The sequence below is a fragment of the Xanthomonas sp. PPL134 genome (assembly GCF_040595915.1).
Classification (GTDB): Bacteria; Pseudomonadota; Gammaproteobacteria; order Xanthomonadales; family Xanthomonadaceae; genus Xanthomonas_A; species Xanthomonas_A indica.
In genome coordinates this window covers 105,285-125,829 of record NZ_JAMDLL010000005.1, presented here as the reverse complement: position 1 = coordinate 125,829, position 20,545 = coordinate 105,285, and the positions used below count along the sequence as shown (strand labels likewise).

Here is a 20,545-nt window from a genome sequence, read left to right as displayed (position 1 = left end):
GTCCGCGGCAGGCGATCATGCGATGGCGGTGCCGGCGATCCGGTTGCGGCCGGCGCGCTTGGCCGCGTACAGCGACTGGTCCGCCGCCAGCACCAGGGCCTGCCAGGACGCCTGCGCGCCTGGCGACAGGCAATAGCCGATGCTCACCGTGCACGCCAGCGGCGCCTCCTGCGCGGCGCCGATCTGTTGCTGTTCGATGCGTCGCCGCAGGCGCTCGGCGAGATCGCGCACGCCGGCCTCGTCGGCCTGCGGAACCAGCACCATGAACTCCTCGCCGCCGATACGCGCCAGCAGGTCGGGCAGGCGGATCTGCTGCGTCAGCGTCTGCGCGATGGCGACCAGCACCTGGTCGCCGACGGCATGGCCGAAGCGGTCGTTGATCGCCTTGAAATGATCCACGTCGATCATCAGCACGGCGATCGCGCCCTGCGTGCGCGCCGCATCGTGCGTCGCCGCTTCGCCGCGCTCCCACATCACCCGGCGGTTGGTCACGCCGGTGAGCGGATCCTGCGAGGCATGCCGGACCAGTTCCGCGTTCATTTCGCGGGTCAGCATCCACAGGAAGCCGGGGGTGATGCTGGCGGTCAGCACGATGCGCGCCAGCAAGCCGAAGTTCGTGGTCGGGTCCTGGCTGAGACCGACATCGGAATGGACGGCCCACCAGGCGATGCGCAGACCGATCATCCCGGCCCACAGCAAGTGGAAGATGGCGGTGAAGCGCGCCGCGGTGCGCACCATGCTGTTGGTATGGCGCCACAACGCCACCGCCGTGGCCACGGTCAGGATGCCGCGCACCAGGCCGCCGAAGATCACCATGATCCGGTGATCGTGACCGGCGTAATGCAGGCTGTAGAGTTCCAGCACACAGAGCATCGCGACCGGCAGCAGCAGCGTCCACTGCAGCAGCGGGCGCTGCAGGTAGGTGTTGACCGCCACCAGCGCCAGCACGGTGGCCACGTCCAGGGTGACGTTGCCGGTGTGGTTGACCCAGGGAGTGGTGACCTGCCAGATCGGCGCCAGCAGGATGCCGAAGCCGAGGGCGAAGACGGCGTAGCTCAGCGCCAGCAGCAACAGGCTGCGCGCATGCCGTTCCTTGCGGCCGGTGACGTACAGGGCCAGGAACATCGCCGAGGACACCGCCGCGAGCAACGCATTGACGATCAGCAGGGTGCCGGCATGGGCCAGATGCGCAATCCATTCCACAGATGTCCCGGGCCGCAGCGGCGATGGGGTGTTGCAGGTGCAGCAAAGTATAAGGCAGCGGGTGCGCCCGGCATTCGGCAAAACGCGCGCGTTTTGCGCTGAAAACGGTTACGGAATGCAAAACGCGCGGTGCGGCTCCGCTCACAGCCGATACCGGCGCATCAGCGGCACGCCAATGTGCCGGGTCAGCGCGCCGAGCGCGGCGATCGGCTGGCGTCGCCGCAACGGCAGGTGCCGCGCATCGACCGCGCTGTATTCGATGACCGGCACGCCGCCGCGCTGGCGCTTGAAGCTGGCGGCGCCGGCGCTCTGGTTGAGGCGCTGGCCGTACCGTCGCGCATGGTCGATGCCGCAGGCGGTGAGGGTGCGGTACAGCGCCAGCCGCTGCGGCAGGCGCAGGTCGTAGCCGACGATCGGCGCGGTGACGGTGCCGCCGATGCCGAACAGGCCGGTGATGCACACCAGTTGCCCGGTAGCGTCGCGGAAGCCATCGAAGCGCAGCAGCCCGGCGCGGTGCCAGGCGCGCAGGAAGCCGGCGTGGTAGGCCGGATTGCAACGCGAATATTTTTCCAGATACAGCTGCGCATACAGCGCGGCGATGCGCGGGTAATCGGCCTCGCCGATGGCCTCGTTGCCGCAGCGCTGCAGGTCGCGGCGGTCGACCAGCTTGAGGTCGCGGGCCAGGTCGCGATGGCGCAGCAGCTGCGGCCAGTCCTCGTACAGGTAGACCTGGCGGCTGGCGATCAGGGTGAAGCCCTCGGCCTGCAGCGCGTGCAGCCACTGCGGCGTGTCCACCGCGTTGAGCGAGCGGAACCACAGCGCGTGGTCGGGCCAGCGCGTGCGTGCGGCGTCCAGCAGCGTGCGCAGGCCGCTTGGCGGCAGCGGCGGATAGAGGTTGGTGGACAGCAGCCAGTTGTTGAGGGTGACCGCGCGGTCGATGCGCGCCCAGTCCAGCCACGCGCCGATGCCGCCGCACAGCCCGCGCACCGGTGCGGCCAGCGCGCCCGGCAGCAGCCGCGTGGCTTCCTCGGCGGCGTAGTCGGCATACGTGGTGCGCGGCGAGCAGACCCAGGCATTGCCCGGGTGGCGTTCGCCGACCGTCACCGGCAGCGCCAGTGCGCCGGCGCGCAGCACCTCGATGCGTGCATGCGCATTGTCGGCCAGCTGCTGCGCCTCGCCGCCGGCATGCAGTGCGGCGAAACGCTGCAGCTGCGCGGCGTAATCGGCCGCCGCGGCCTCGGCATCGGCGCCGGTCATGGCGGCGGCAGCGCCTCGCCGTCCCATTCGGTGTCGCGGGTGGCGGCCTCGCGGACGCTGCAGCGCTGCGCCAGCGCCAGCCGCGCATGGCTGCCCAGGTCGCACAGCGTGCCGGCCAGCGGCCAGCGGTCGCCGCGCGGCGCCAGCACGTCCTCGGCGCGCGCGTAGTCGTGGCGCCACTGCCGCAGGCGGCCATGGCCCAGCGCCGCGGGCAGCGCCACGCCCAGCATCAGCATGCCCAGCATCGCCGCGCGGTCGTCGGCCGGGCGCAGCGGCGCCGCCGTCGGACCCGCGTCGCCGCACAGCACGCCCACCAGCGGGTCGGCTGCGGCGAACAGGTGCAGGCCGCTGGTCGCGCGCGGATTGCATTCGATCACGCTGCAGCGCCCTTCCGACGACACCATCCAGTCGAAGGAGATCTGCCCGGTGAAGCGCAGCGCCTGTACCAGTTGCGCGGTGAAGCGCTCGATCTGCGGATCCGGCGCCGCGTCGAAGTAATAGCTGGAACTGCGCCGCAGCCGATAGCGCGGGCGGTACACCGCATGCGCCAGCAACGCGCCGTCGCGCGCCAGCGCGTACGAGCAGCGCTCCTCGCCCGCACAGTAGCGCTGCGCGACCCAGTCGCCCTGTGCGGGCAGCGGCGCGGCATCGGCGGGCACACCGTCCGGGTACAGTCGCACATGCACGCCGAAGCGCGAGAACTCCGGTTTGAGCACCAGCGGTTCGGAACCGGCCCACTCGCGCGCCTGCGCCAGGTTGCGCACGCGCACGCCGGCAGGCACCTCCACGTCGTCGCTGCCGAGCCCGCGCGCCAGTTCCATGAAGTGGTACTTGCTGTGCAGCGTGCGCAACGTGTCGAAGTCGTGCAGCGGCAGGTGCAGCTGCGCCGGCAGCGCGCTGCGGTAGCGGGCCAGGTAGAACACCTCTTCGCAGGTCGGCACCAGTACGTCGATGCGCTCGCGCGCGAGCAGGGCATTGAGATCGGCCAGCCAGGCGCGCGGCGCATCGCGCGCCGGCGCCACACGGTGATGCGCGGCCACCGCGCGCGACCAGCCGGAAATGCGGCTGGCGACGCTGTCGGCCAGATGCACCCGCCAGCCCTGCGCGGCGAAGCGGCGCGCCAGGTCCAGCGCGACCGGCGCGCGCGCGCCGGTGATCAGCACGCCGGGCGCCTCAGCCATGCCTGTGCGCCGCCTGCGCTGGCCGCCATTGCCGGCAATGCGAGGGCACCAGCCGCAACCCCGGCTCGGCCTGGCGCAGCGCATGCAGTCGCGCCAGGGTGTCGCGGTACACGCGATGCTCGCCGAGCAGGCGGGTGACCAGCGCCGGCGGCGGCGTGCCGTCGGCGAGCGCGGCGCTGGACCAGGCCGCATCGGCGATCAGGAACACCGGGCCCTGCGCGTCCTCGAACCACAGGCCGTAGTGGCCCGGCGCATGCCCGGGCAGCGGTACCAGCAGCACGCTGCCGTCGCCGAACAGGTCGCGCGGTGGGCCGAAGTCGCGCAGCGCGGCGGGCGTTGCGGCCGCGGGCAGCGCTTCGATCCAGTGCATGCGCGGGCGCGCGCCATGCAGCAGCGCCGGCAGGAAGCCTTCGCGCAGTGCGGCCAGGCGGCCGCGGCGCTGCAGGTCGTCCCAGGCCTGTCGTGCGCAGGCCAGGCGTGCCTGCGGGAAATCGGCGACACCGCCGACGTGGTCGCCGTGGAAGTGCGACAGCACGATCCAGCCGATGCGGTCCACCTCCACGTTGTCGCGGACGAGCTGTTCGCGCAACGATTGCCCGGGCGCCAGCTGCACCGGGGTCAGCCAGCGATACAGGCGCTCGGGAAAGCGCGCGGTGGCGTCGAAGAAGTGGCGCGCGTAGCCGGTGTCGAACAGCAGGTCGCCGTGCCGCGGATGCTGCAGCAGGGCCGCCAGCGCCGGGAACGGACACGGCGCCAGCGGCGCGCCGCGGCGCGTGGCGCGTTCGGGGTGCGTGCAGTGGCCGGCTTCGTACAGCCGCCAGCGCAGCCGGGGCGCGCTCATGACTGCCCCAGCGCGGCCAGCCCGGCCTCGGTCGACAGCACCGGCGCATAGCCGAGTTCGCGGCGCGCGCGGCGGATGTCCAGCGTCTGCGAATAGCCGAGCACGCCGATGCCGTAGCGGCTGAGCCGCGGCTCGGGCTGGCCGCGTCGGCGCAGCGCGATCTGTTCGCCGAGCGTGGCCAGGGCCAGCGCCGGCCCGCGCGGTACCGGCAGCAGCCGCACGCGCAGGCGCAGCACCGCGAACAGTTCGGTCACCAGGTCGCGCACGGCGATCGGTGTGCCGTTGCTGATGTTGTAGGCGCGGCCGTCGCCGATGTGCTCGGCACGCAGCGCGGCCAGCGCCGCGGCCACGGCATTCTCCACGCAGCACACGTCGATCATCGCGCGGCCGCCGTTGACCAGCGGGAACCAGCCGCGCTGCGCCACCGCCAGCAGCCGCGGCACGATCGCGTTGTCGCCATGGCCGAACACCGCGCGCGGGCGCAGCACCACCGCCGGCAGCCCGGCCGCCGCCGCCGCGCGCACCTTCTCCTCGGCTTCCCACTTGGTCTGCGGGTAGCCGCCGATCCAGCGCGCCGGCGGGGTGAAGTCTTCGGTGATCTGGTATTGATCGTTGAAGCGGAAGTAGATGCTCGGCGAACTGAAGTGCACGAAGCGGCGCACACGCGCAGCCAGCGCGGCGTCGAGCAAACGCTCGGTGGCGACCACGTTGGCCAGGCGGAAGGTCTCGGCGCTGGCCCACGGCGCCGACAGCGCGGCGCAGTGGATCACCGCATCGCAGCCATGCAGCAGTGGCGCCAAGTCGTCGCGGCACAGCTCGGCGGGCACTACCTCGATGCACGGATCGCCAGCGAAGGCCGCCAGCTTGGCGGCGTCGCGGCCGCTGGCGCGCACCGGCACGCCGGCCTCGGCCAGTGCGCGCACGACGTAGGCGCCGATGAACCCGGACGCGCCGGTGACCAGGACGCGGGCCATGTCAGTAGCGCAACACCGCGCCGCCGAACGCCAGCCCGGCGCCGGAGCCGACCAGGCCGATCAGGTCGCCGCGCACGATGCGGCCGCTGGCGATCGCCTGGTGCAACGCGGCGGGAATCGACGCGGCCATCTGGTTGCCGCGGTGGCCGATCACCTCGATCAGCGCATCCGGCGCCAGCCCCAGCGCCACGCGCAGGTGGCGCAGCGCCTTGGCGCTGGCCTGGTGCGGCACGATCCGCCGCAACTGCGCCAGCTCGACCCCGGCCTGCGCCAGCAGCCGCTGCAGGAAGCCGGGCAGCTTCGCCGCGGCCAGGCGGTAGGTGGCGCGGCCGTTCATTTCGAACTGCGAGCCGGCGCGCAGCGCGTCGACGCCGTGATCCAGGCGCAGGCGGGTGCCACCGGCGCGCACGCGGCAGTGGTCGATGCCTTCGGAGTAGGTTTCCAGGCGCGCGGTCAGCAACTGCGAACCGCTGTCGCCGGTGTCGGCGCCGAGCACCACCGCCGCGGCGCCATCGCCGAACAGCGGCGCGGTGTCCGCATCGTCCGGGTTGAGGCCGACGCTGGCGATCTCGCTGGAGACGATCAGCACGCGGCGATAGCGGCCGGCGGCGATCGCGCCCGCGGCCAAGTCGAGTGCGGCGATGAAGCTCAGGCAGGTGGCGTTGATGTCGAAGGCCGGGATGCCGCTGCCCTGCAGGCCCAGCCGCGCGTGCAGCAGCGCCGCGCTGCACGGGATCGCCTGTTCCATCAGGCTGCAGGCGCTGATCACGCAATCGACCTCGTGTGCCTGCAACTGCGCCGCCTCCAGCGCCGCGCGCGCGGCGCGCTCGCCCATCAAGGTGGCCGGCTCGTCGGCGCCCGCATAGTGCCGCGTGGCCACCCCGGTGTGCCGCAGGGTCCAGCCGGCGGGCTTGCCCCAGCGCCGGTCGAAGGTCTCCGCCGGCACTTGCTGCGCGGGCAGATACTCGCCCGTGCCGAGGAGACGCAGCGCAATGGGCCTGCTGGTGTGGACGCTCATCCGTAAAGCTCGCACAAGGGGCGCGCAGCGTACTGCCAGCACCTCGGCGCCGGCAACCGCAGCGGCGCGCCCTAGCGCCCGCGGCGCTGCCCGTACCAGAAGCCGAGCGCGTCGCGCGAGCGCAGCATGCCGCGGCCGCGGCGCAGCAACTGCAGCAACAGCCCCAGGTGCTCGCGCTTGCTGAAGCTGCGCAGCTTGCGGTCGGAGGTGTGCACCGGCTCGCGCAGGATCACGAAGCGTCCCTGCCGCGCCAGCGCGCGGCTCAGGGCGACGTCCTCGCCGGCGTAGTAGCGCTCGTCGAAGCCGCCGGCGGCGACGAAGGCGCTGCGCGTGCAGAACAGGAAGCAGCCGGGGGCGATGCCGGTGCAGCGGAACAGCCAGCCGAACAGCGTCTGGGCCAGGCGTTCGTGCCAGGCGATGTCGCCGAGCAGGCGCACCTGCGCGCCGCCGCCGACCGCGCCGGTGCCCAGCGCGCGCAGCGCCGCGGCCAGCAGCGGCGTGTTGACCCGGGTGTCGGCATCGACGAACAGCAGGTGGCGGCCGCTGGTGGCGGCGGCGCCGGCATTGCGCACGGCGGCGATGTGCCGCAGTTCCACCTCCAGCACCTGCGCGCCATGCCGGCGCGCGATCTCGGCGGTGGCATCGCTGCAGGCGTCGGCCACCACCAGCGTCTCGCAGTCCAGCCGCAGCGCCTGGGCGGCGACGTGCAGCGAGGCCAGCGTGTCGCCGATCAGGGCGGCTTCGTCGTGCGCGGGGACGATGAAGGAGATCACCCCCGCATCATGCGGGGCCGGCGCGGCGCGGGCAATCGACCCGCGCCGCGGCCGGGGACGCGGTTCAGCCCTGCAGCGCGCCGCGCGAGGCGGCGGGGTAGCGATGGCCGGCGGCGGCATCGGCGGGGAAGATCGCCTCGATCTGCGCCAGCTCCTCGGCGCTCAGCTTCACCTGCAGCGCGCCCAGGTTCTCTTCCAGGTAGGCCAGGCGCTTGGTGCCGGGGATCGGCACCAGGTCCTCGCCCTGCGCCAGCACCCAGGCCAGCGCCAGCTGGCCCGGGGTCACGCCCTTGGCCTGGGCCAGTTCGCGCACCCGCTCCACCAATTGCAGGTTGCGGGCGAAGTTCTCGCCCTGGAAGCGCGGCGAATGGCGCCGGTAGTCGTCGGCCTCGAAGTCCTCCGGCGAGCGGATCGCCCCGGTCAGGAAGCCGCGGCCCAGCGGCGAATACGGCACGAAGCCGATGCCCAGCTCGCGCACCGTCTCCAGCACGCCGTCGTGTTCCGGATCGCGCGACCACAGCGAGTACTCGCTCTGCAGCGCGGTGATCGGATGCACCGCGTGCGCGCGGCGGATGGTGCCGGCAGCGGCTTCGGACAGGCCCAGGAAGCGCACCTTGCCCTGTTCCACCAGCCGCGCCATCGCCCCGACGGTGTCCTCGATCGGCACGTTCGGGTCCACGCGGTGCTGGTAGTACAGGTCGATATGGTCCACGCCGAGCCGGCGCAGGCTGGCCTCGCAGGCGGACTGCACGTATTCCGGGCGGCCGTCGATGCCGCGCGCGGCCGGGTCGTTGGGGTCGAGCTTGATGCCGAACTTGGTCGCCAGCACGACCTGGTCGCGGCGCCCGGCCAGCGCCTTGCCGACCAGCACTTCGTTGGTATGCGGGCCGTACATGTCGGCGGTGTCGATCAGGCTGACGCCGTGCTCGATCGCGGCATGGATGACCGCGATCGACGCGGCGTCGTCGCTGCGGCCGCCGTAGAACGCGCTCATGCCCATGCAGCCGAGGCCGAGGGCGGAGACGCGGGGGCCGTTGCGGCCGAGGGTGCGGGTTTGCATGGAACTGCTCCTGAGGGGGAGGGGAGGGAAAGCGTGGCCGGTGTCCGGTTCGCTCAGGGTGAGGGCGCGTCCAGCACCTCGCGCGCGATGGCGAGCGCGTTGAGCGCGGTGGGGAAGCCAACGTAGGCGTACAACTGGTCGAGCACCGCGAAGATCTCTGCACGGCTGGCGCCCGCCGCCTGCGCGGCGCGCAGATGCAGGCGCAACTGCGGTGCGGCGTGGCCGAGGCTGGCCAGCACCGCCACCGTGACCAGTTCGCGCGTTCTAAGGTCCAGCGCGCTGTCGGCGCGGTAGATCTCGCCGAAGGCGATGGCGGCGCCGCGGCCGCTCAGCGCGGTGTCCGCGTCGTCGGCCAGGGCGCGGATCGCTGCGCCCTGCTGCGGGCCCATCAGTGCGGCGATCTGCGCGATGCCGGCCGCTTCGGCCTCGGCCAGGGTCATGCTGCTCGGCAGTGTGGTCGTGGTGGATGCCATGCAACGCTCCTCGTGTGCGAAGGGACGGTCGCCGCGCTCAGCGCGGCTGGATGCGGGTGCCGCCGCTCAGAAGCGCCTGCGGATTCGGCGAGGCCAGGAAGTCGTGCGGGAAGCCCAGTTCGATCGCGCTGGCGGCGTCCAGCCGCTGCAGCGCCTCGGCGTCCAGGTGCAAGGTCAGGGCACCCAGGTTGTCCTGCAACTGCGCCACGCTGCGCGCGCCGACGATCGGCATCGCCCCGCGCGCCAGCAACCACGCCAGCGCCACCTGGGCCGGCGAGCGCTGCAGGTCCGCGGCCAGCGCCACCACCGCCTCGGCCACCGCCAGCGCGTGCTCATTGAAGGTGCGTTGCGAATGCGCGACCTCGGCGCGGCCCACGCCATCGACCTGCGCGCCGCCGGAGGCGGCCGCGCGCACCCGCGCCAGGTCGGCGGCGCCGTACTTGCCGGTGAGCACGCCCATCGCCAGCGGCGACCAGGCCAGCACCGACATGCCCAGCGCCTCGGCCATCGGCACCAGTTCGCGCTCGACCGTGCGCTGCGCCAGCGAGTATTCGATCTGCAGGGCGACGAACGGCGTCCAGCCGCGCAGATCGGCCAGGGTCTGCATGCGCGCCACCTGCCAGGCGGGGGTGTCGGAGATGCCGGCGTAGAGGATCTTGCCGGCACGCACCAGGTCGTCGAAACCGCGCATGACCTCGTCGATGCCGGTGGTGCCGTCCCAGGCGTGCAGGTACAGCAGGTCCAGGTAGTCGGTGCCCAGCCGCGCCAGGCTGGCGTCGACAGAGCGCAGCAGCGCCTTGCGGTGGTTGCCGCCGCCGTTGGGGTCGCCGGGGAAGGGATTGAGCGCGAACTTGCTGGCGATCACCAGGCGGTCGCGGCGGCCGGCGACGAAGCGGCCGAGCAGGGTCTCGGCGCTGCCGTTGGTGTAGATGTTGGCGGTATCGAGGAAGTTGCCGCCGGCATCGACGTACAGGTCGAACAGGCGGCGCGCCTCGGCCTCGTCCGCGCCCCAGCCCCAGTCGGCGCCGAAGGTCATGGTGCCCAGGCACAGCGGGCTGACGCGCAGGCCGGAACGGCCGAGCAGGCGGTAGTGATCGAGGGCCATCGCAGCGGTCTCCAGGTGGGGTGCGGGCACTGTAGGCGCCGCGTCGCCATGGATAAATCCGGGTAATCCGCATGTGCCTTGAAGGTGTGCTAAACAATGGCGGGCGCACCCCGCGCGTCCGTCCTGCCGCTGCCGCCTGTTCCCCATGCACCGTCCACCGCCGCTGTCCGCCGTCGTCGCCTTCGTCCGCGTGGCCCACCACGGCAGCTTCACCCGCGCCGCCGCCGAACTGGGCGTCTCGCCCTCGGCCTTGTCGCAGACGTTGCGCGCGCTGGAGGCGCAACTGGGCGCGCGCCTGCTCAACCGCACCACCCGCCGGGTCGGCCTGAGCGAGCACGGCGAGCGCTTCCTGCAGCGGGTGGCGCCGGGCCTGGCGCAGATCGATGCGGCCTTCGCCGACCTGGATTTCCTGCGCGACCGCCCGGCCGGCACGCTGCGCATCAACCTGCCGCTGGTGGCCGCCGAGCAGTTGGTGTGCCCGCAGCTGCCGGCGTTCCTGGCGCGCTATCCGGAGGTCAGCGTGGAGCTGTATTCGGACCGGACCCTGGCCGACATCGTCGCCGGCGGCTTCGACGCCGGTATCCGCCTGGGCGAGAGCCTGGCGCGCGACATGATCGCGGTGCCGCTGGGGCCGCCGCAGCGGCAGACGGTGGTGGCCGCGCCGGCATATTTCGCCGCGCATGGGACGCCGCGCACGCCGGCCGAGCTGGCCGAGCACGACTGCATCCGCTGGCGGCGCACCGACGGCCGCCTGCAGGCCTGGGAATTCACCCGCGACGGCCACGATTTCCTGGTCGAGGTCACCGGGCGGCTGGTGGTCAACGACACCGCGGTCGGCCTGGACGCCGCGCGCCGCTGTCTGGGGCTGGGCCAGGCGTTCGAGTGGCAGGTCGCCGCCGACGTCGCCGCCGGCCGCCTGCAGCGGGTGCTGGACGACTGGCATGCGCCGTTTGCCGGCTGGCACATCTACTACCCGGCGCGTGAGCACCTGCCGCCGAAGCTGCGCGTGTTCATCGATCACCTGCGCGCGGCGCATGCGACGGGCGGCACGGCGTAGATCGCCGGGGCTGGCTCGGGGCCGGCGGTTGCGAAAAGGGGAAGGGCGAGACCAGGCGGCAGTGCCGCACGCGCGATTGCGTCGTGCTGCCGAAGCACCCGACCGACAGGGGCCGGGCGCTGAAGGGGGCATCGTGTCGCCCCATGCACCGCGGCGATCGCGGTGCAGGGTGCCGCCCGGCGCGGGCGGCACCGAAGCGGCTCAGCCCTTGAGCTTGGCCGCGAACTCGGCCACGCGCTTGCCGAGCAGGCGCGCGGTCTCCAGGTCGCCGCTGCGCGGCGCCTCGTCCGGCGAGGCGTCGGACGGCGAGATCGCCAGCGCGCCGCCGGAGCCGGCGGTCCAGTTCACGTCGTTGGGGCCGTGCGCCTTGGTGTTGGACGGCAGCAGGCCGGTGCCGACCCAGATCTGGCCGTGCTGCTGGGCCAGGGTCCAGAAGTATTCGATGGTGGCGAACTTGTCGCCGTTGACCGAGGCCGAGTTGGTGAAGCCGGCGGCGATCTTGTCCTTCCAGGCCTGCGCGAACCACGGCTTGGAGCTGGCGTCGGCGAACTTCTTGAACTGCCAAGCGGGGCCGCCCATGTAGGTCGGGCTGCCGTAGATGATGGCGTCGGCCTGGCCGATGGCCTCCCAGGCGCCGTCGGGCAGGTTGCCGTCCTGGTCGATGCGGTACAGCGTGGCCTCGCCGACGCTGGCGGCGCCGGCGTGCACGGCCTCGGCCTGCTTGACGGTGTGGCCGTAGCCGCTGAAGTAGACGATCACGATCTTGCTCATAGGCGGACTCCTGAAGGGTAAGGGGGAAAGCGCGGGCATTGTGCGCACGCCCGGCCGCCCGGATCAGCGCCACCGGCGGGATGTTGTGTCCGACCGCGCGCCGCGGTTCGGTTCAGTCTTCGGCCGGGGAGCGCATGCTGCGGTCGATGCCGACCTCGACCAGGTAGTCGATGAAGCTGCGCACCTTTGGCGCCAGGTGGCTGCGGCTGGCGTACACCGCGTAGACACCGATCGGGCCGACCTCGTGCTCGGGCAGCACCCGTACCAGGCGGCCATCTTCCAGTGCCGCCTCGGCCATGAAGTCCGGCTGCATGGTAATGCCCATGCCGGCGATGGCCGCCTCGCGCAGCACGTCGCCGCAATTGGCGCGCAGGGTGCCGGCCACCCGCACCTGGGTCGCGCCCTCGGGGCCGTGCAGGGTCAGGTCGTCCTGCACGTAGCTGTAGCTGAGGAAGGCGTGGCCGGCCAGGTCGGCCGCCAGCTGCGGCGTGCCGGCGCGCGCCAGGTAGGCCGGTGCCGCGCACAGGAAGGCCTGCACTTCGCCGAGCTTGCGCGCGATCAAGGTCGGCGCCACCTGCCGGGTGATGCGGATCGCCAGGTCGTAGCCTTCCTCGACGATGTCCACCAGGCGGTCGGACAGGGTCAGGTCCAGTGCCACCTGCGGATAGCGCGCGCTGTAGCCGGCCAGGCGCGGCCCGAGCCGGGCGATGCTGAAACTGAAGGGGGCGTTGATCCGCAGCGTGCCGGAGGGCGTCAGCGCCTGCTCGCCGACCGCCGCCTCCATGTCGTCGAACTCGGCCAGCAGCAACTGGCAGCGCTGGTAGTAGGCGGCGCCGACGCTGCTCGGGCTGACCCGGCGGGTGGTGCGGTTGAGCAGGCGCGAGCCCAGGCGCTGTTCCAGCCACGCCACCTGGCGGGTGACGCTGGCCGTGGACATGCCCAGCGCCTCGGCGGCGGCATTGAAGCCGTTGCGGTCGACCACGGCGACGAACACCCGCATCGCATCAAGCGTATCCATTGTTGCGGATCCCGAAATGAATTCTCGAAATAACGATAATTTATTCGTGGCGGCGACGGGAATAGCCTGTACAGCGTTCCCCATTCCCTGCCCCGTCGTGAGGTCTCCCATGTCCGCTCCCGTCTCCCGCCTGGCGCCCTACGGTGCCACCCTGCTGCGCCTGGCCCTGGGCGCGCTGTTCCTGGTGCATGCACTGACCAAGCTGCTGGTGTTCACCCCGGCCGGCACCGCCGCCTACTTCGTGTCGCTCGGGTTGCCCGGCGCGCTGGGCTATGTGGCGATGGCGCTGGAGTTCACCCTCGCCGCGGCCTTGCTGCTCGGCGTGTACGCGCGCTGGGTGGGGCTGCTCGGCATCCCGCTGCTGCTCGGCACCATCGTCAGCGTGCACGGCGCCAACGGCTTCGGCTTTGCCAATCCCGGCGGCGGCTGGGAGTACCCGGCGTTCTGGGCGCTGGCGCTGGCGGTGCTGTTCCTGATCGGCGACGGCCGCTTCGTGTTGCGCACGCGCTGAGCGCGGTGTTTCCTGTCCCTTCTGGAGACCTGTCATGTCCCGTCTGCCCTCCCTGTACATCTCGCACGGTTCGCCGATGACCGCGCTGCAGCCCGGCCTGGTCGGCACGCGCCTGGCCGAACTGGCGAAGACGCTGCCGCGGCCGCGCGCCATCGTGCTGGCCTCGGCGCACTGGCTGGGCCGGCGGCCGCTGGTCGGTGCCGCCGCGCAGCCGCCGACCATCCACGACTTCGGCGGCTTCCCGCAGGCGCTGTATGCGATGCAGTACCCGGCGCCGGGCGCGCCGGCGCTGGCCCACCAGGTCGCCGAGCTGCTGGCGCAGGCCGGGCTGGCGCCGGTGCTGGACGAGCGCCGCGGGCTGGACCACGGCGTGTGGGTGCCGCTGTCGCTGCTGTACCCGCAGGCCGACATCCCGGTGGTGCCGCTGTCGATCCAGCCGGAACTGGGGCCGGAGCACCATCTGGCGCTGGGCCGAGCGCTGGCGCCGCTGCGCGAGGACGGCGTGCTGGTGATCGGCTCGGGCAGCATCACCCACAACCTGCACGACTTCGGCCGCTACGCCGAGGGCAAGGAAGTGCCCTACGTGCGTCCGTTCATCGAGTGGACCGAGCAGGCGTTGCGCCGCGACGACGTGCCGGCGATGCTCGACTACCGGCGGCAGGCGCCGTTCGCCGCGCGTGCGCATCCCACCGACGAGCACTGGTTGCCGATCTACGTGGCGATGGGCGCGGCGGGCATGGACGGGTTGGGCGCGCAGCGCATCGACGCCGGGATCGACGCCGGCCTGCTGGCGATGGACATTTATCGCTTCGATGGCGCCGCGGCACGCGCCGCGGCCTGAACGTCGGCGCGTCGACCTGAGCGATTCATGGCGGTGAAGGCCGCAGCGCATCCGCGTCTCACCGTTTGAGACGCGGACCCGGCATCGTCGGCCGGTGAATACCCTCGAAAAACTCGCCGTGCTCGCCGACGCGGCCAAGTACGACGCCTCCTGCGCTTCCAGCGGTGCCGACAAGCGCCATTCGCTGCGCAGCGGCGGCATCGGCAGCACCGAGGGCATGGGCATCTGCCATTCGTACACGCCCGACGGGCGTTGCGTGTCGCTGCTGAAGATCCTGCTGACCAACTTCTGTGTGTTCGACTGCGCATACTGCGTCAACCGCGTGTCCAGCAACGTGCGCCGCGCGCGCTTCACCCCGGCCGAAGTGGTCAAGCTGACCCTGGATTTCTACAAGCGCAACTACATCGAAGGGTTGTTCCTCTCCAGCGGCATCATCCGCAACAGCGACTACACCATGGAGCAACTGGTCGAGGTGGCGCGGCAGTTGCGCGAGGAGCATCGCTTCGCCGGCTACATCCATCTCAAGACCATTCCCGATGCGGCGCCGGAACTGCTCGCCGCCGCCGGCCGCTACGCCGACCGGCTCAGCATCAACGTGGAGTTGCCGACCGAAGGCGGCCTGGCGCAACTGGCGCCGGAGAAGAACGTCGGCGGCATCCGTGCGGCGATGGGCGAGTTGCGCTGGCGCATCGAGGAGAGCAAGGAGGCGCGCAAGGCCGAGACGCGGGTGCGCGCCAAGCCGCCGCGCTTCGCCCCGGCCGGGCAGAGCACGCAGATGATCGTCGGTGCCGATGGCGCCGACGACCGCGCGATCCTGCACACCAGCCACAATCTCTACGGCAACTATCGCCTGCGCCGGGTCTACTACTCCGCGTTCAGTCCGATTCCCGACGCCTCCAGCAAGCTGCCGCTGCTGGCGCCGCCGCTGCAGCGCGAGCACCGCCTGTACCAGGCCGACTGGCTGCTGCGGTTCTACGATTTCTCGGTGGAGGAGATCGCCCCGCCCGCGGCCAGCGGCATGCTCGATCTGGACGTGGACCCCAAGCTGGCCTGGGCGCTGCGCAACCCCGAGCGGTTCCCGGTGGATCTCAACACCGCCGCGCGCGAACTGCTGCTGCGGGTGCCGGGGCTGGGCACGCGCAACGTCGAGCGGCTGCTGCTGGCGCGGCGGCACGCACGGTTGCGGGTCGAGGACCTGGCGCGGCTGCGGGTGCCGCTGAAGAAGCTGCTGCCGTTCGTCAGCGTGCTCGATCACCATCCGCGGCAGCGGCTGGACGATCCGCAGCGGCTGCGCGCGCAACTGGCGCCGGCGCCGCGGCAGGGTGGCCTGTTTGATTGACGCGATGGGCGCGGCCTGTTGCGTTTCAGGCGCAGGAGCGATGCGCGGGGCGTGCCGTGTTTCAGGCTGAGGTGCTGCCGCCGTGGAGCCTGGAGGCGTGGCGGGCCGTGGCGCGGGCGGCATGGTGTGCGCAGGTGGCGCCGGAGACGCTGGCCTGGGATGGCGATGCGCAGGGCGGCCTGCTCGCCGGCACCGACGTCGCGGCGCTGCCTGCGCAGGTGCCGCCGCCGCGGGTGTCGGCCGAGTTCCTGGCGCTGGCCGGCGCGGTGCTGTGCCATCGCGATCCGCAGCGGCATGCGCTGCTGTACCGCCTGCTGTGGCGCATCGCCGGCGGCGAGCGCGCGCTGCTGCAGCGGGTCACCGATGCCGACGTGCACCGCGCGCAGCAATGGGCGCAGGCGGTGCGCCGCGACAGCCACAAGATGAAGGCGTTCGTGCGCTTCCGTGAGGTGCCGGGCGAGCAGGAGGCCTACATCGCCTGGTTCGAGCCGGAGCACCACATCGTCGATCGCGTGGCACCGTTCTTCGCACGCCGTTTTGCCGGCATGCGCTGGGCGATCCTCACCCCGTACCGCAGTGTGCGCTGGGATGGCGAGACGCTGCAGTTCGGCGCCGGCGCGCAGCGCGCCGATGCGCCGGCCGACGATGCGCAGGACGCGCTGTGGCGTACCTACTACGCCAACATCTTCAATCCGGCGCGGCTCAACCCGACGATGATGCGCCAGGAGATGCCGCAGAAATACTGGAAGCACCTGCCGGAGGCACAGTTGCTGCCCACGCTGATCCGCGACGCCGGGCAGCGTGTGCGCGAGATGGCCGAGCGCGCGCCGGAGCCGGTGCGTCGGCGCATTCCCGCGCCGGCCCCGGCGCCGGCGGTGGCCGCCGACGACAGCCTCGAGGCGCTGCGCGCGTCGGCCCGCGACTGCCGCCGATGTCCGCTGTGGCAGCCGGCCACCCAGACCGTGTTCGGCGAAGGTCCGCAGGATGCCGCGGTGATGGTGGTCGGCGAGCAGCCCGGCGACGAGGAGGACCTGAGCGGACGTCCCTTCGTCGGCCCGGCCGGGCGCCTGTTCGACCGCGCGTTGCAGGAGTTGGGGGTCGAACGTGCCGGCATGTACGTCACCAACGCGGTCAAGCATTTCCGCTTCGAGCAACGCGGCAAGGCGCGGCTGCACCGCAATCCCGAGCGTGCCCATGTCGAGGCCTGCCGGATGTGGCTGGCCGGCGAACTGGCGCGGGTGCGCCCGCGTATCGTACTGTGCCTGGGCGCGACCGCGGCGCGCGCGGTGCTGGGGAACCGGTTTGCGCTGATGGCCCAGCGTGGGCAGTGGCAGGCGCTGGACGACGGCACGCGTGCCCTGGCCACCGTGCATCCGTCGTGGGTGCTGCGCCAGCGCGGCGGCGAAGCGGGAGAGGCCGCCTATCAAGGCTTCGTGCGCGACTTGCGCATGTTGGTGGAGCAGGTGCCGATGCTGCACGGAGACAGTGCCGACGACTGACGGCCTGCGCACGCGGCGGTCGTCGCAGTCGGGCGTGCTGCCGTCGTCGAGCGCAGGGAGGCGCAAAACGGGGACGGCCGCAGCCGTCCCCGCGATGCCAATGCACCCCCGATGTGCTTACGGCATCAAAACCTTGTCCACCACATGGATCACGCCATTGCGCTGCATCACGTCGGCGGTGGTGACGTGCGCGGTATTGCCCTTGCTGTCGGTGAGGGTGACCTTGCCGCCGCGGGTCTTGGCGATCAGCGTTTCGCCCTGCACCGTGATCAGCTTGGCGCTGCCGCCGCCGGCCTTGATCTGCGCCAGCAGCGCCGCCGCATCGAGCTTGCCGGGGACCACGTGGTAGGTCAGCACCTGGGTCAGCTTTTCCTTGTTCTCCGGCTTGAGCAGCGTGTCGACCGTGCCGGCCGGCAGGGCGGCGAAGGCGGCATTGGTCGGCGCGAACACGGTGAACGGGCCGGCGCCCTTCAGCGTGTCCACCAGGCCGGCGGCCTTGACCGCGGCGACCAGGGTGGTGTGATCCTTGGAGTTGACCGCGTTGTCGATGATGTCCTTGGTCGCATACATCGGCGCGCCGCCGACCATCGGATTCGGCTTGGCCTCGCTCATCGCTGCGTGGTCGTGCGCCACGGCCTGGCCGGTGTCGGCCATGGCGGGCAGGGAGACGAGGCCGGCGAGGGCCAGGGCCAGCAAATGGAGTTTCATGGGCTTGCTCCTTGAAAGGGATGCGCGGCCAGTCGACCGTGCATACGCTTTTACGGGCCCAGCGCCGGCGCGGTTGCATCACGCGGCCCAGATAATGATGAACGAGCGTTCCCAATGTCGTCGCGCTCGCTGCAATACGCCAGATGGGAAGAGTAGGGCGGGTACTGGCCGCAAATCAGGTTTTGCCCGGCATCTCTTGCTTCGCCGTCGGCCGATTCTGTGGGTGCATGGCCCTTCGCCAATCACGGTCCGGTCCTGTCGATCAACTGGAAGCCGCCGGTGTTGCCAGCGGAACGCGATCGGCATCTGCCGTCGACCGGGATGCAGGGACATGCCAATCAACCGCACGATCACATGCAAAGAGAGGATGGCATGAAGTACTACCACTACGGCCCTGTGTCGATTCTGAGCAAGGTAAAGCGACTGGGCGGCAGCAAGGGATGGGAGTTCATCGAAAGCGCACAGGATCAGTCGGAAGGAAAGCCGAAAGCGTGCTACGTCACACGCCTTTCGCCGGAGCAACTTGCCGACAACAGTAGCCCGGTAGCACGGGTGCTGGGCCTGAAGGCGACGCCGGGCGATCGCTGGCTGTGCTTTGAGATGGACTTGCCCGATGCCTGGGAGGAAAAAGGGGCTGCCGTGCTGATCACGCCCATCAAGGGGGACAGAGGCAAACAGGGAATCGCCCTGTTTCTGACCAAGCAAAAGGACTACGACGCGAGTCTCGATAACGACGTGGATGCACGTAGCGACTACATCTACATCAATCGCGCGTATTGCACGCAAATATGGACCATTAGCACCGCCACGGGAAAAGACAAGGTGTTCGAACCCTACACGCCGTAGTCGATCCGGTTACGTGCCTGCCGCGTGGCATGCTCGGGGCATGGTGCGTTCGTGCGCTCCCTTGGCGAATTGCAGGGAGCGACGCGTTGCCGTTCCACACCTGTCGAGTCAGGAACATGGGGGGCGGATCAAGCGTCGCGCGACGCAGTGCAGCCAGCGGACAACGCCGGCCGCGCCGTCATCCATCGGTGACGCACCGGGGCGTCCAGATCCGGCTTGATGGACGCCGCTGGGTCCAGGGCGAGCGCTGCCCATCTTGCCCCCCCAGTTGTGGGCCAGCCGTCCGGGCGGCAACGGTGCGACATCAGCGGCCGGCTGCGCCGTGCCACTGGACATCGCCGCCGCGGTGCGCTTTGCTTGCAGGCTCCCCCCATTCATGGGCGGCGCCGCCGGCGTGGCGCCGCCGTCCGGACGAGCATGCATTCGATCGAAGTGGTCTTGGCGATGTTGCTGGCGGTGGTGGCCAGTGGCTACCTCGTGCGCGTCCTGCCGTTCTCGCTGCCGTTGCCGCTGGTGCAGATCGGCCTGGGCGCGATCATCGCCGGCGTGTTCAAGAAGGGCTATGCGCTGGAGCCGGAGCTGTTCTTCCTGCTGTTCCTGCCGCCGCTGCTGTTCCTGGACGGCTGGCGCATCCCCAAGCAGGGCCTGTTCCGCGACAAGGGCGTGATCCTGGAGCTGGCGCTGGGCCTGGTGGTGTTCACGGTGATCGGCGCCGGCTTCCTGATCCACTGGATGATCCCGACCATGCCGCTGGCGGTGGCGTTCGCGTTGGCCGCAGTGGTGTCGCCCACCGATCCGATCGCGGTGTCCTCGATCGCGGCGCGCGCGCCGATCCCCAAGCGGCTGATGCACATCCTGGAAGGCGAGTCGCTGCTCAACGACGCCTCCGGCCTGGTCTGCTTCCAGTTCGCGGTGGCCGCGGCGATCACCGGCGCGTTCTCGCTGGCCGACGCCTCGCTGACCTTCCTGTGGGTGGCGCTGGTCGGCGTGGCCGCCGGCATCGCGGTGGTGGTCGGCACTAGCCTGGCGCAGCGCTGGGTGTGGCGCCAGGTCGGCGAGGAGCCGGGCGCGGCGATCCTGGTCAACCTGTTGCTGCCGTTCGCGGCCTACCTGCTGGCCGAGGCGATCAACGCCTCGGGCATCCTCGCCGCGGTCGCCGCCGGCATCGCCATGAGCTACGTGGAACTGAGCGGCCGCGCCCCGGGCAGCATGCGCGTGCAGCGCTCGGCGGTGTGGGACATGGTGCAGTTCACCCTCAACGGCATCATGTTCGTGCTGCTCGGCGAGCAGTTGCCGGGCATCGTGCAGGGCGCCATGCACAACATGGACGAAGCCGGGCACCTGGACCCGTGGTGGCTGCTCGGCTACGCGCTGGCCATCTACGTCGGCCTGCTGCTGCTGCGCTTCCTGTGGGTGTGGCTGTCGCTGCGCTGGACCCTGCTCAAGGCGCGCCGTCGCGGCGAAGACCGGCAAAGCCCGCCGTGGCGGATCGTGGTGGCCACCTCGCTGGCCGGGGTGCGCGGCGCGATCACCCTGGCCGGCGTGCTGACCCTGCCGCTGGCCCTGCCCAATGGCGCCGCGTTCCCGGCGCGCGACCTGGCGATCTTCCTGGCCAGCGCGGTGATCGTCACCTCGCTGCTGGTCGCCAGCATCGCGCTGCCGCGCCTGCTGCGCGGCCTGGAGCTGCCGGAAGAGCCGAGCGACCGGCTGGAGGAAGACCTGGCGCGGCGCGAGTCCTCGCGTGCGGCATTGGCCGCGGTGGAGAAGCTGCGCCAGCGGCTGGTGCAGGACAGCGAGCACGCCGACCTGTACAACGAGGCGGCCAACCGGGTCAGCGCGCTGTACCAGCGCCATCTCGACCACGGCGATGCGATGGAGAGCGACCCGGAGGAGGCGCGGCGCCTGGACAATGTGCTGCGCCAACTGCGCAACGCCGGCCTGCAGGCCGAGCGCCAGGAACTGTTCAAGCTGACCCGCCAGCGCAAGATCTCCGACGAGATCGCGCGCCGGCTGATCCGCAATCTGGATCTGCTGGAGGCGCGGCGCAAGAGTTGAGGGCTGGGAATGGGG

General features: G+C 71.2%; 20 protein-coding genes. 7 read left to right on the top strand and 13 right to left on the bottom strand.

Annotation, left to right across the window (positions count from 1 at the left end; genetic code table 11):
• Positions 1-15: 15 nt before the first annotated feature.
• The 10 genes from M3U25_RS12090 to M3U25_RS12045 form a co-directional block, all read right to left on the bottom strand.
• On the bottom strand, positions 16-1,203 hold the full coding sequence (locus M3U25_RS12090; protein ID WP_355501147.1) for a GGDEF domain-containing protein: 1,188 nt from the start codon (positions 1,201-1,203) through the stop codon (positions 16-18).
• Positions 1,204-1,344: 141 nt separating this feature from the next.
• Positions 1,345-2,460, bottom strand: a complete 1,116-nt coding sequence (locus tag M3U25_RS12085) for a hypothetical protein (RefSeq protein WP_355501150.1) — start codon at positions 2,458-2,460, stop codon at positions 1,345-1,347.
• Positions 2,457-3,641: an ATP-grasp domain-containing protein gene (locus M3U25_RS12080; RefSeq protein WP_355501153.1), complete on the bottom strand. Its 1,185-nt coding sequence runs from the start codon at positions 3,639-3,641 to the stop codon at positions 2,457-2,459. The genes M3U25_RS12085 and M3U25_RS12080 overlap by 4 nt, the downstream gene beginning before the upstream one ends.
• Positions 3,634-4,482 (bottom strand): MBL fold metallo-hydrolase, encoded by an 849-nt coding sequence (locus tag M3U25_RS12075; RefSeq protein WP_355501155.1) that lies wholly within the window; start codon positions 4,480-4,482, stop codon positions 3,634-3,636. The genes M3U25_RS12080 and M3U25_RS12075 overlap by 8 nt, the downstream gene beginning before the upstream one ends.
• Complete coding sequence (locus M3U25_RS12070) at positions 4,479-5,456, bottom strand: NAD-dependent epimerase/dehydratase family protein (protein WP_355501158.1); 978 nt, start codon at positions 5,454-5,456, stop codon at positions 4,479-4,481. The genes M3U25_RS12075 and M3U25_RS12070 overlap by 4 nt, the downstream gene beginning before the upstream one ends.
• Position 5,457: 1 nt before the next feature.
• Positions 5,458-6,474, bottom strand: a complete 1,017-nt coding sequence (locus M3U25_RS12065; RefSeq protein WP_355501161.1) for a 3-oxoacyl-[acyl-carrier-protein] synthase III C-terminal domain-containing protein — start codon at positions 6,472-6,474, stop codon at positions 5,458-5,460.
• 71 nt (positions 6,475-6,545) lie between these two features.
• Positions 6,546-7,247, bottom strand: coding sequence for a glycosyltransferase (locus tag M3U25_RS12060; RefSeq protein ID WP_355501164.1), 702 nt, complete (start codon positions 7,245-7,247; stop codon positions 6,546-6,548).
• 64 nt (positions 7,248-7,311) lie between these two features.
• Positions 7,312-8,307, bottom strand: coding sequence for an aldo/keto reductase (locus tag M3U25_RS12055; RefSeq protein WP_355501167.1), 996 nt, complete (start codon positions 8,305-8,307; stop codon positions 7,312-7,314).
• A gap of 53 nt (positions 8,308-8,360) precedes the next feature.
• A complete protein-coding gene (locus M3U25_RS12050) occupies positions 8,361-8,780 on the bottom strand; it encodes a carboxymuconolactone decarboxylase family protein (RefSeq protein ID WP_355501170.1) in 420 nt (139 codons plus the stop codon).
• A gap of 37 nt (positions 8,781-8,817) precedes the next feature.
• Positions 8,818-9,885 (bottom strand): aldo/keto reductase, encoded by a 1,068-nt coding sequence (locus tag M3U25_RS12045; RefSeq protein ID WP_355501172.1) that lies wholly within the window; start codon positions 9,883-9,885, stop codon positions 8,818-8,820.
• 145 nt (positions 9,886-10,030) lie between these two features.
• On the opposite strand from M3U25_RS12045, the gene M3U25_RS12040 reads away from it, so the two are divergent.
• Positions 10,031-10,942: a LysR family transcriptional regulator gene (locus tag M3U25_RS12040; protein WP_355501175.1), complete on the top strand. Its 912-nt coding sequence runs from the start codon at positions 10,031-10,033 to the stop codon at positions 10,940-10,942.
• 201 nt (positions 10,943-11,143) lie between these two features.
• On the opposite strand, the gene M3U25_RS12035 is transcribed toward M3U25_RS12040, so the two are convergent.
• Positions 11,144-11,713: a flavodoxin family protein gene (locus M3U25_RS12035; RefSeq protein WP_242159615.1), complete on the bottom strand. Its 570-nt coding sequence runs from the start codon at positions 11,711-11,713 to the stop codon at positions 11,144-11,146.
• 112 nt (positions 11,714-11,825) lie between these two features.
• A complete protein-coding gene (locus M3U25_RS12030) occupies positions 11,826-12,731 on the bottom strand; it encodes a LysR family transcriptional regulator (protein ID WP_242159616.1) in 906 nt (301 codons plus the stop codon).
• A 109-nt stretch (positions 12,732-12,840) separates the two neighbouring features.
• Between M3U25_RS12030 and M3U25_RS12025 the strand changes: the two genes are divergently transcribed.
• The 4 genes from M3U25_RS12025 (at position 12,841) to M3U25_RS12010 (ending at position 16,921) form a co-directional block, all read left to right on the top strand.
• Entirely contained in the window at positions 12,841-13,242 is a 402-nt protein-coding gene (locus M3U25_RS12025; RefSeq protein ID WP_242159617.1) for a DoxX family protein, read from the top strand.
• A 34-nt stretch (positions 13,243-13,276) separates the two neighbouring features.
• Positions 13,277-14,083, top strand: coding sequence for a class III extradiol ring-cleavage dioxygenase (locus M3U25_RS12020; RefSeq protein WP_355501180.1), 807 nt, complete (start codon positions 13,277-13,279; stop codon positions 14,081-14,083).
• 94 nt (positions 14,084-14,177) lie between these two features.
• Positions 14,178-15,422, top strand: coding sequence for a putative DNA modification/repair radical SAM protein (locus M3U25_RS12015; protein WP_242159619.1), 1,245 nt, complete (start codon positions 14,178-14,180; stop codon positions 15,420-15,422).
• A gap of 56 nt (positions 15,423-15,478) precedes the next feature.
• Positions 15,479-16,921, top strand: a complete 1,443-nt coding sequence (locus M3U25_RS12010; RefSeq protein WP_355501184.1) for a UdgX family uracil-DNA binding protein — start codon at positions 15,479-15,481, stop codon at positions 16,919-16,921.
• 117 nt (positions 16,922-17,038) lie between these two features.
• On the opposite strand, the gene M3U25_RS12005 is transcribed toward M3U25_RS12010, so the two are convergent.
• Positions 17,039-17,629, bottom strand: coding sequence for a fasciclin domain-containing protein (locus tag M3U25_RS12005; RefSeq protein ID WP_355501187.1), 591 nt, complete (start codon positions 17,627-17,629; stop codon positions 17,039-17,041).
• Positions 17,630-18,001: 372 nt separating this feature from the next.
• Here M3U25_RS12005 and M3U25_RS12000 point away from each other — a divergent pair, with 372 nt between their 5' ends.
• Positions 18,002-18,475 carry a hypothetical protein gene (locus tag M3U25_RS12000; RefSeq protein WP_242159623.1) on the top strand — a complete coding sequence of 158 codons (474 nt, stop codon included), beginning with the start codon at positions 18,002-18,004 and terminating at the stop codon, positions 18,473-18,475.
• Between the two features lie 417 nt (positions 18,476-18,892).
• The gene (locus tag M3U25_RS11995) at positions 18,893-20,530 is read left to right on the top strand and encodes a Na+/H+ antiporter (RefSeq protein ID WP_160946256.1); all 1,638 of its coding nucleotides are present in this window, start codon (positions 18,893-18,895) and stop codon (positions 20,528-20,530) included.
• Positions 20,531-20,545: the final 15 nt, after the last annotated feature.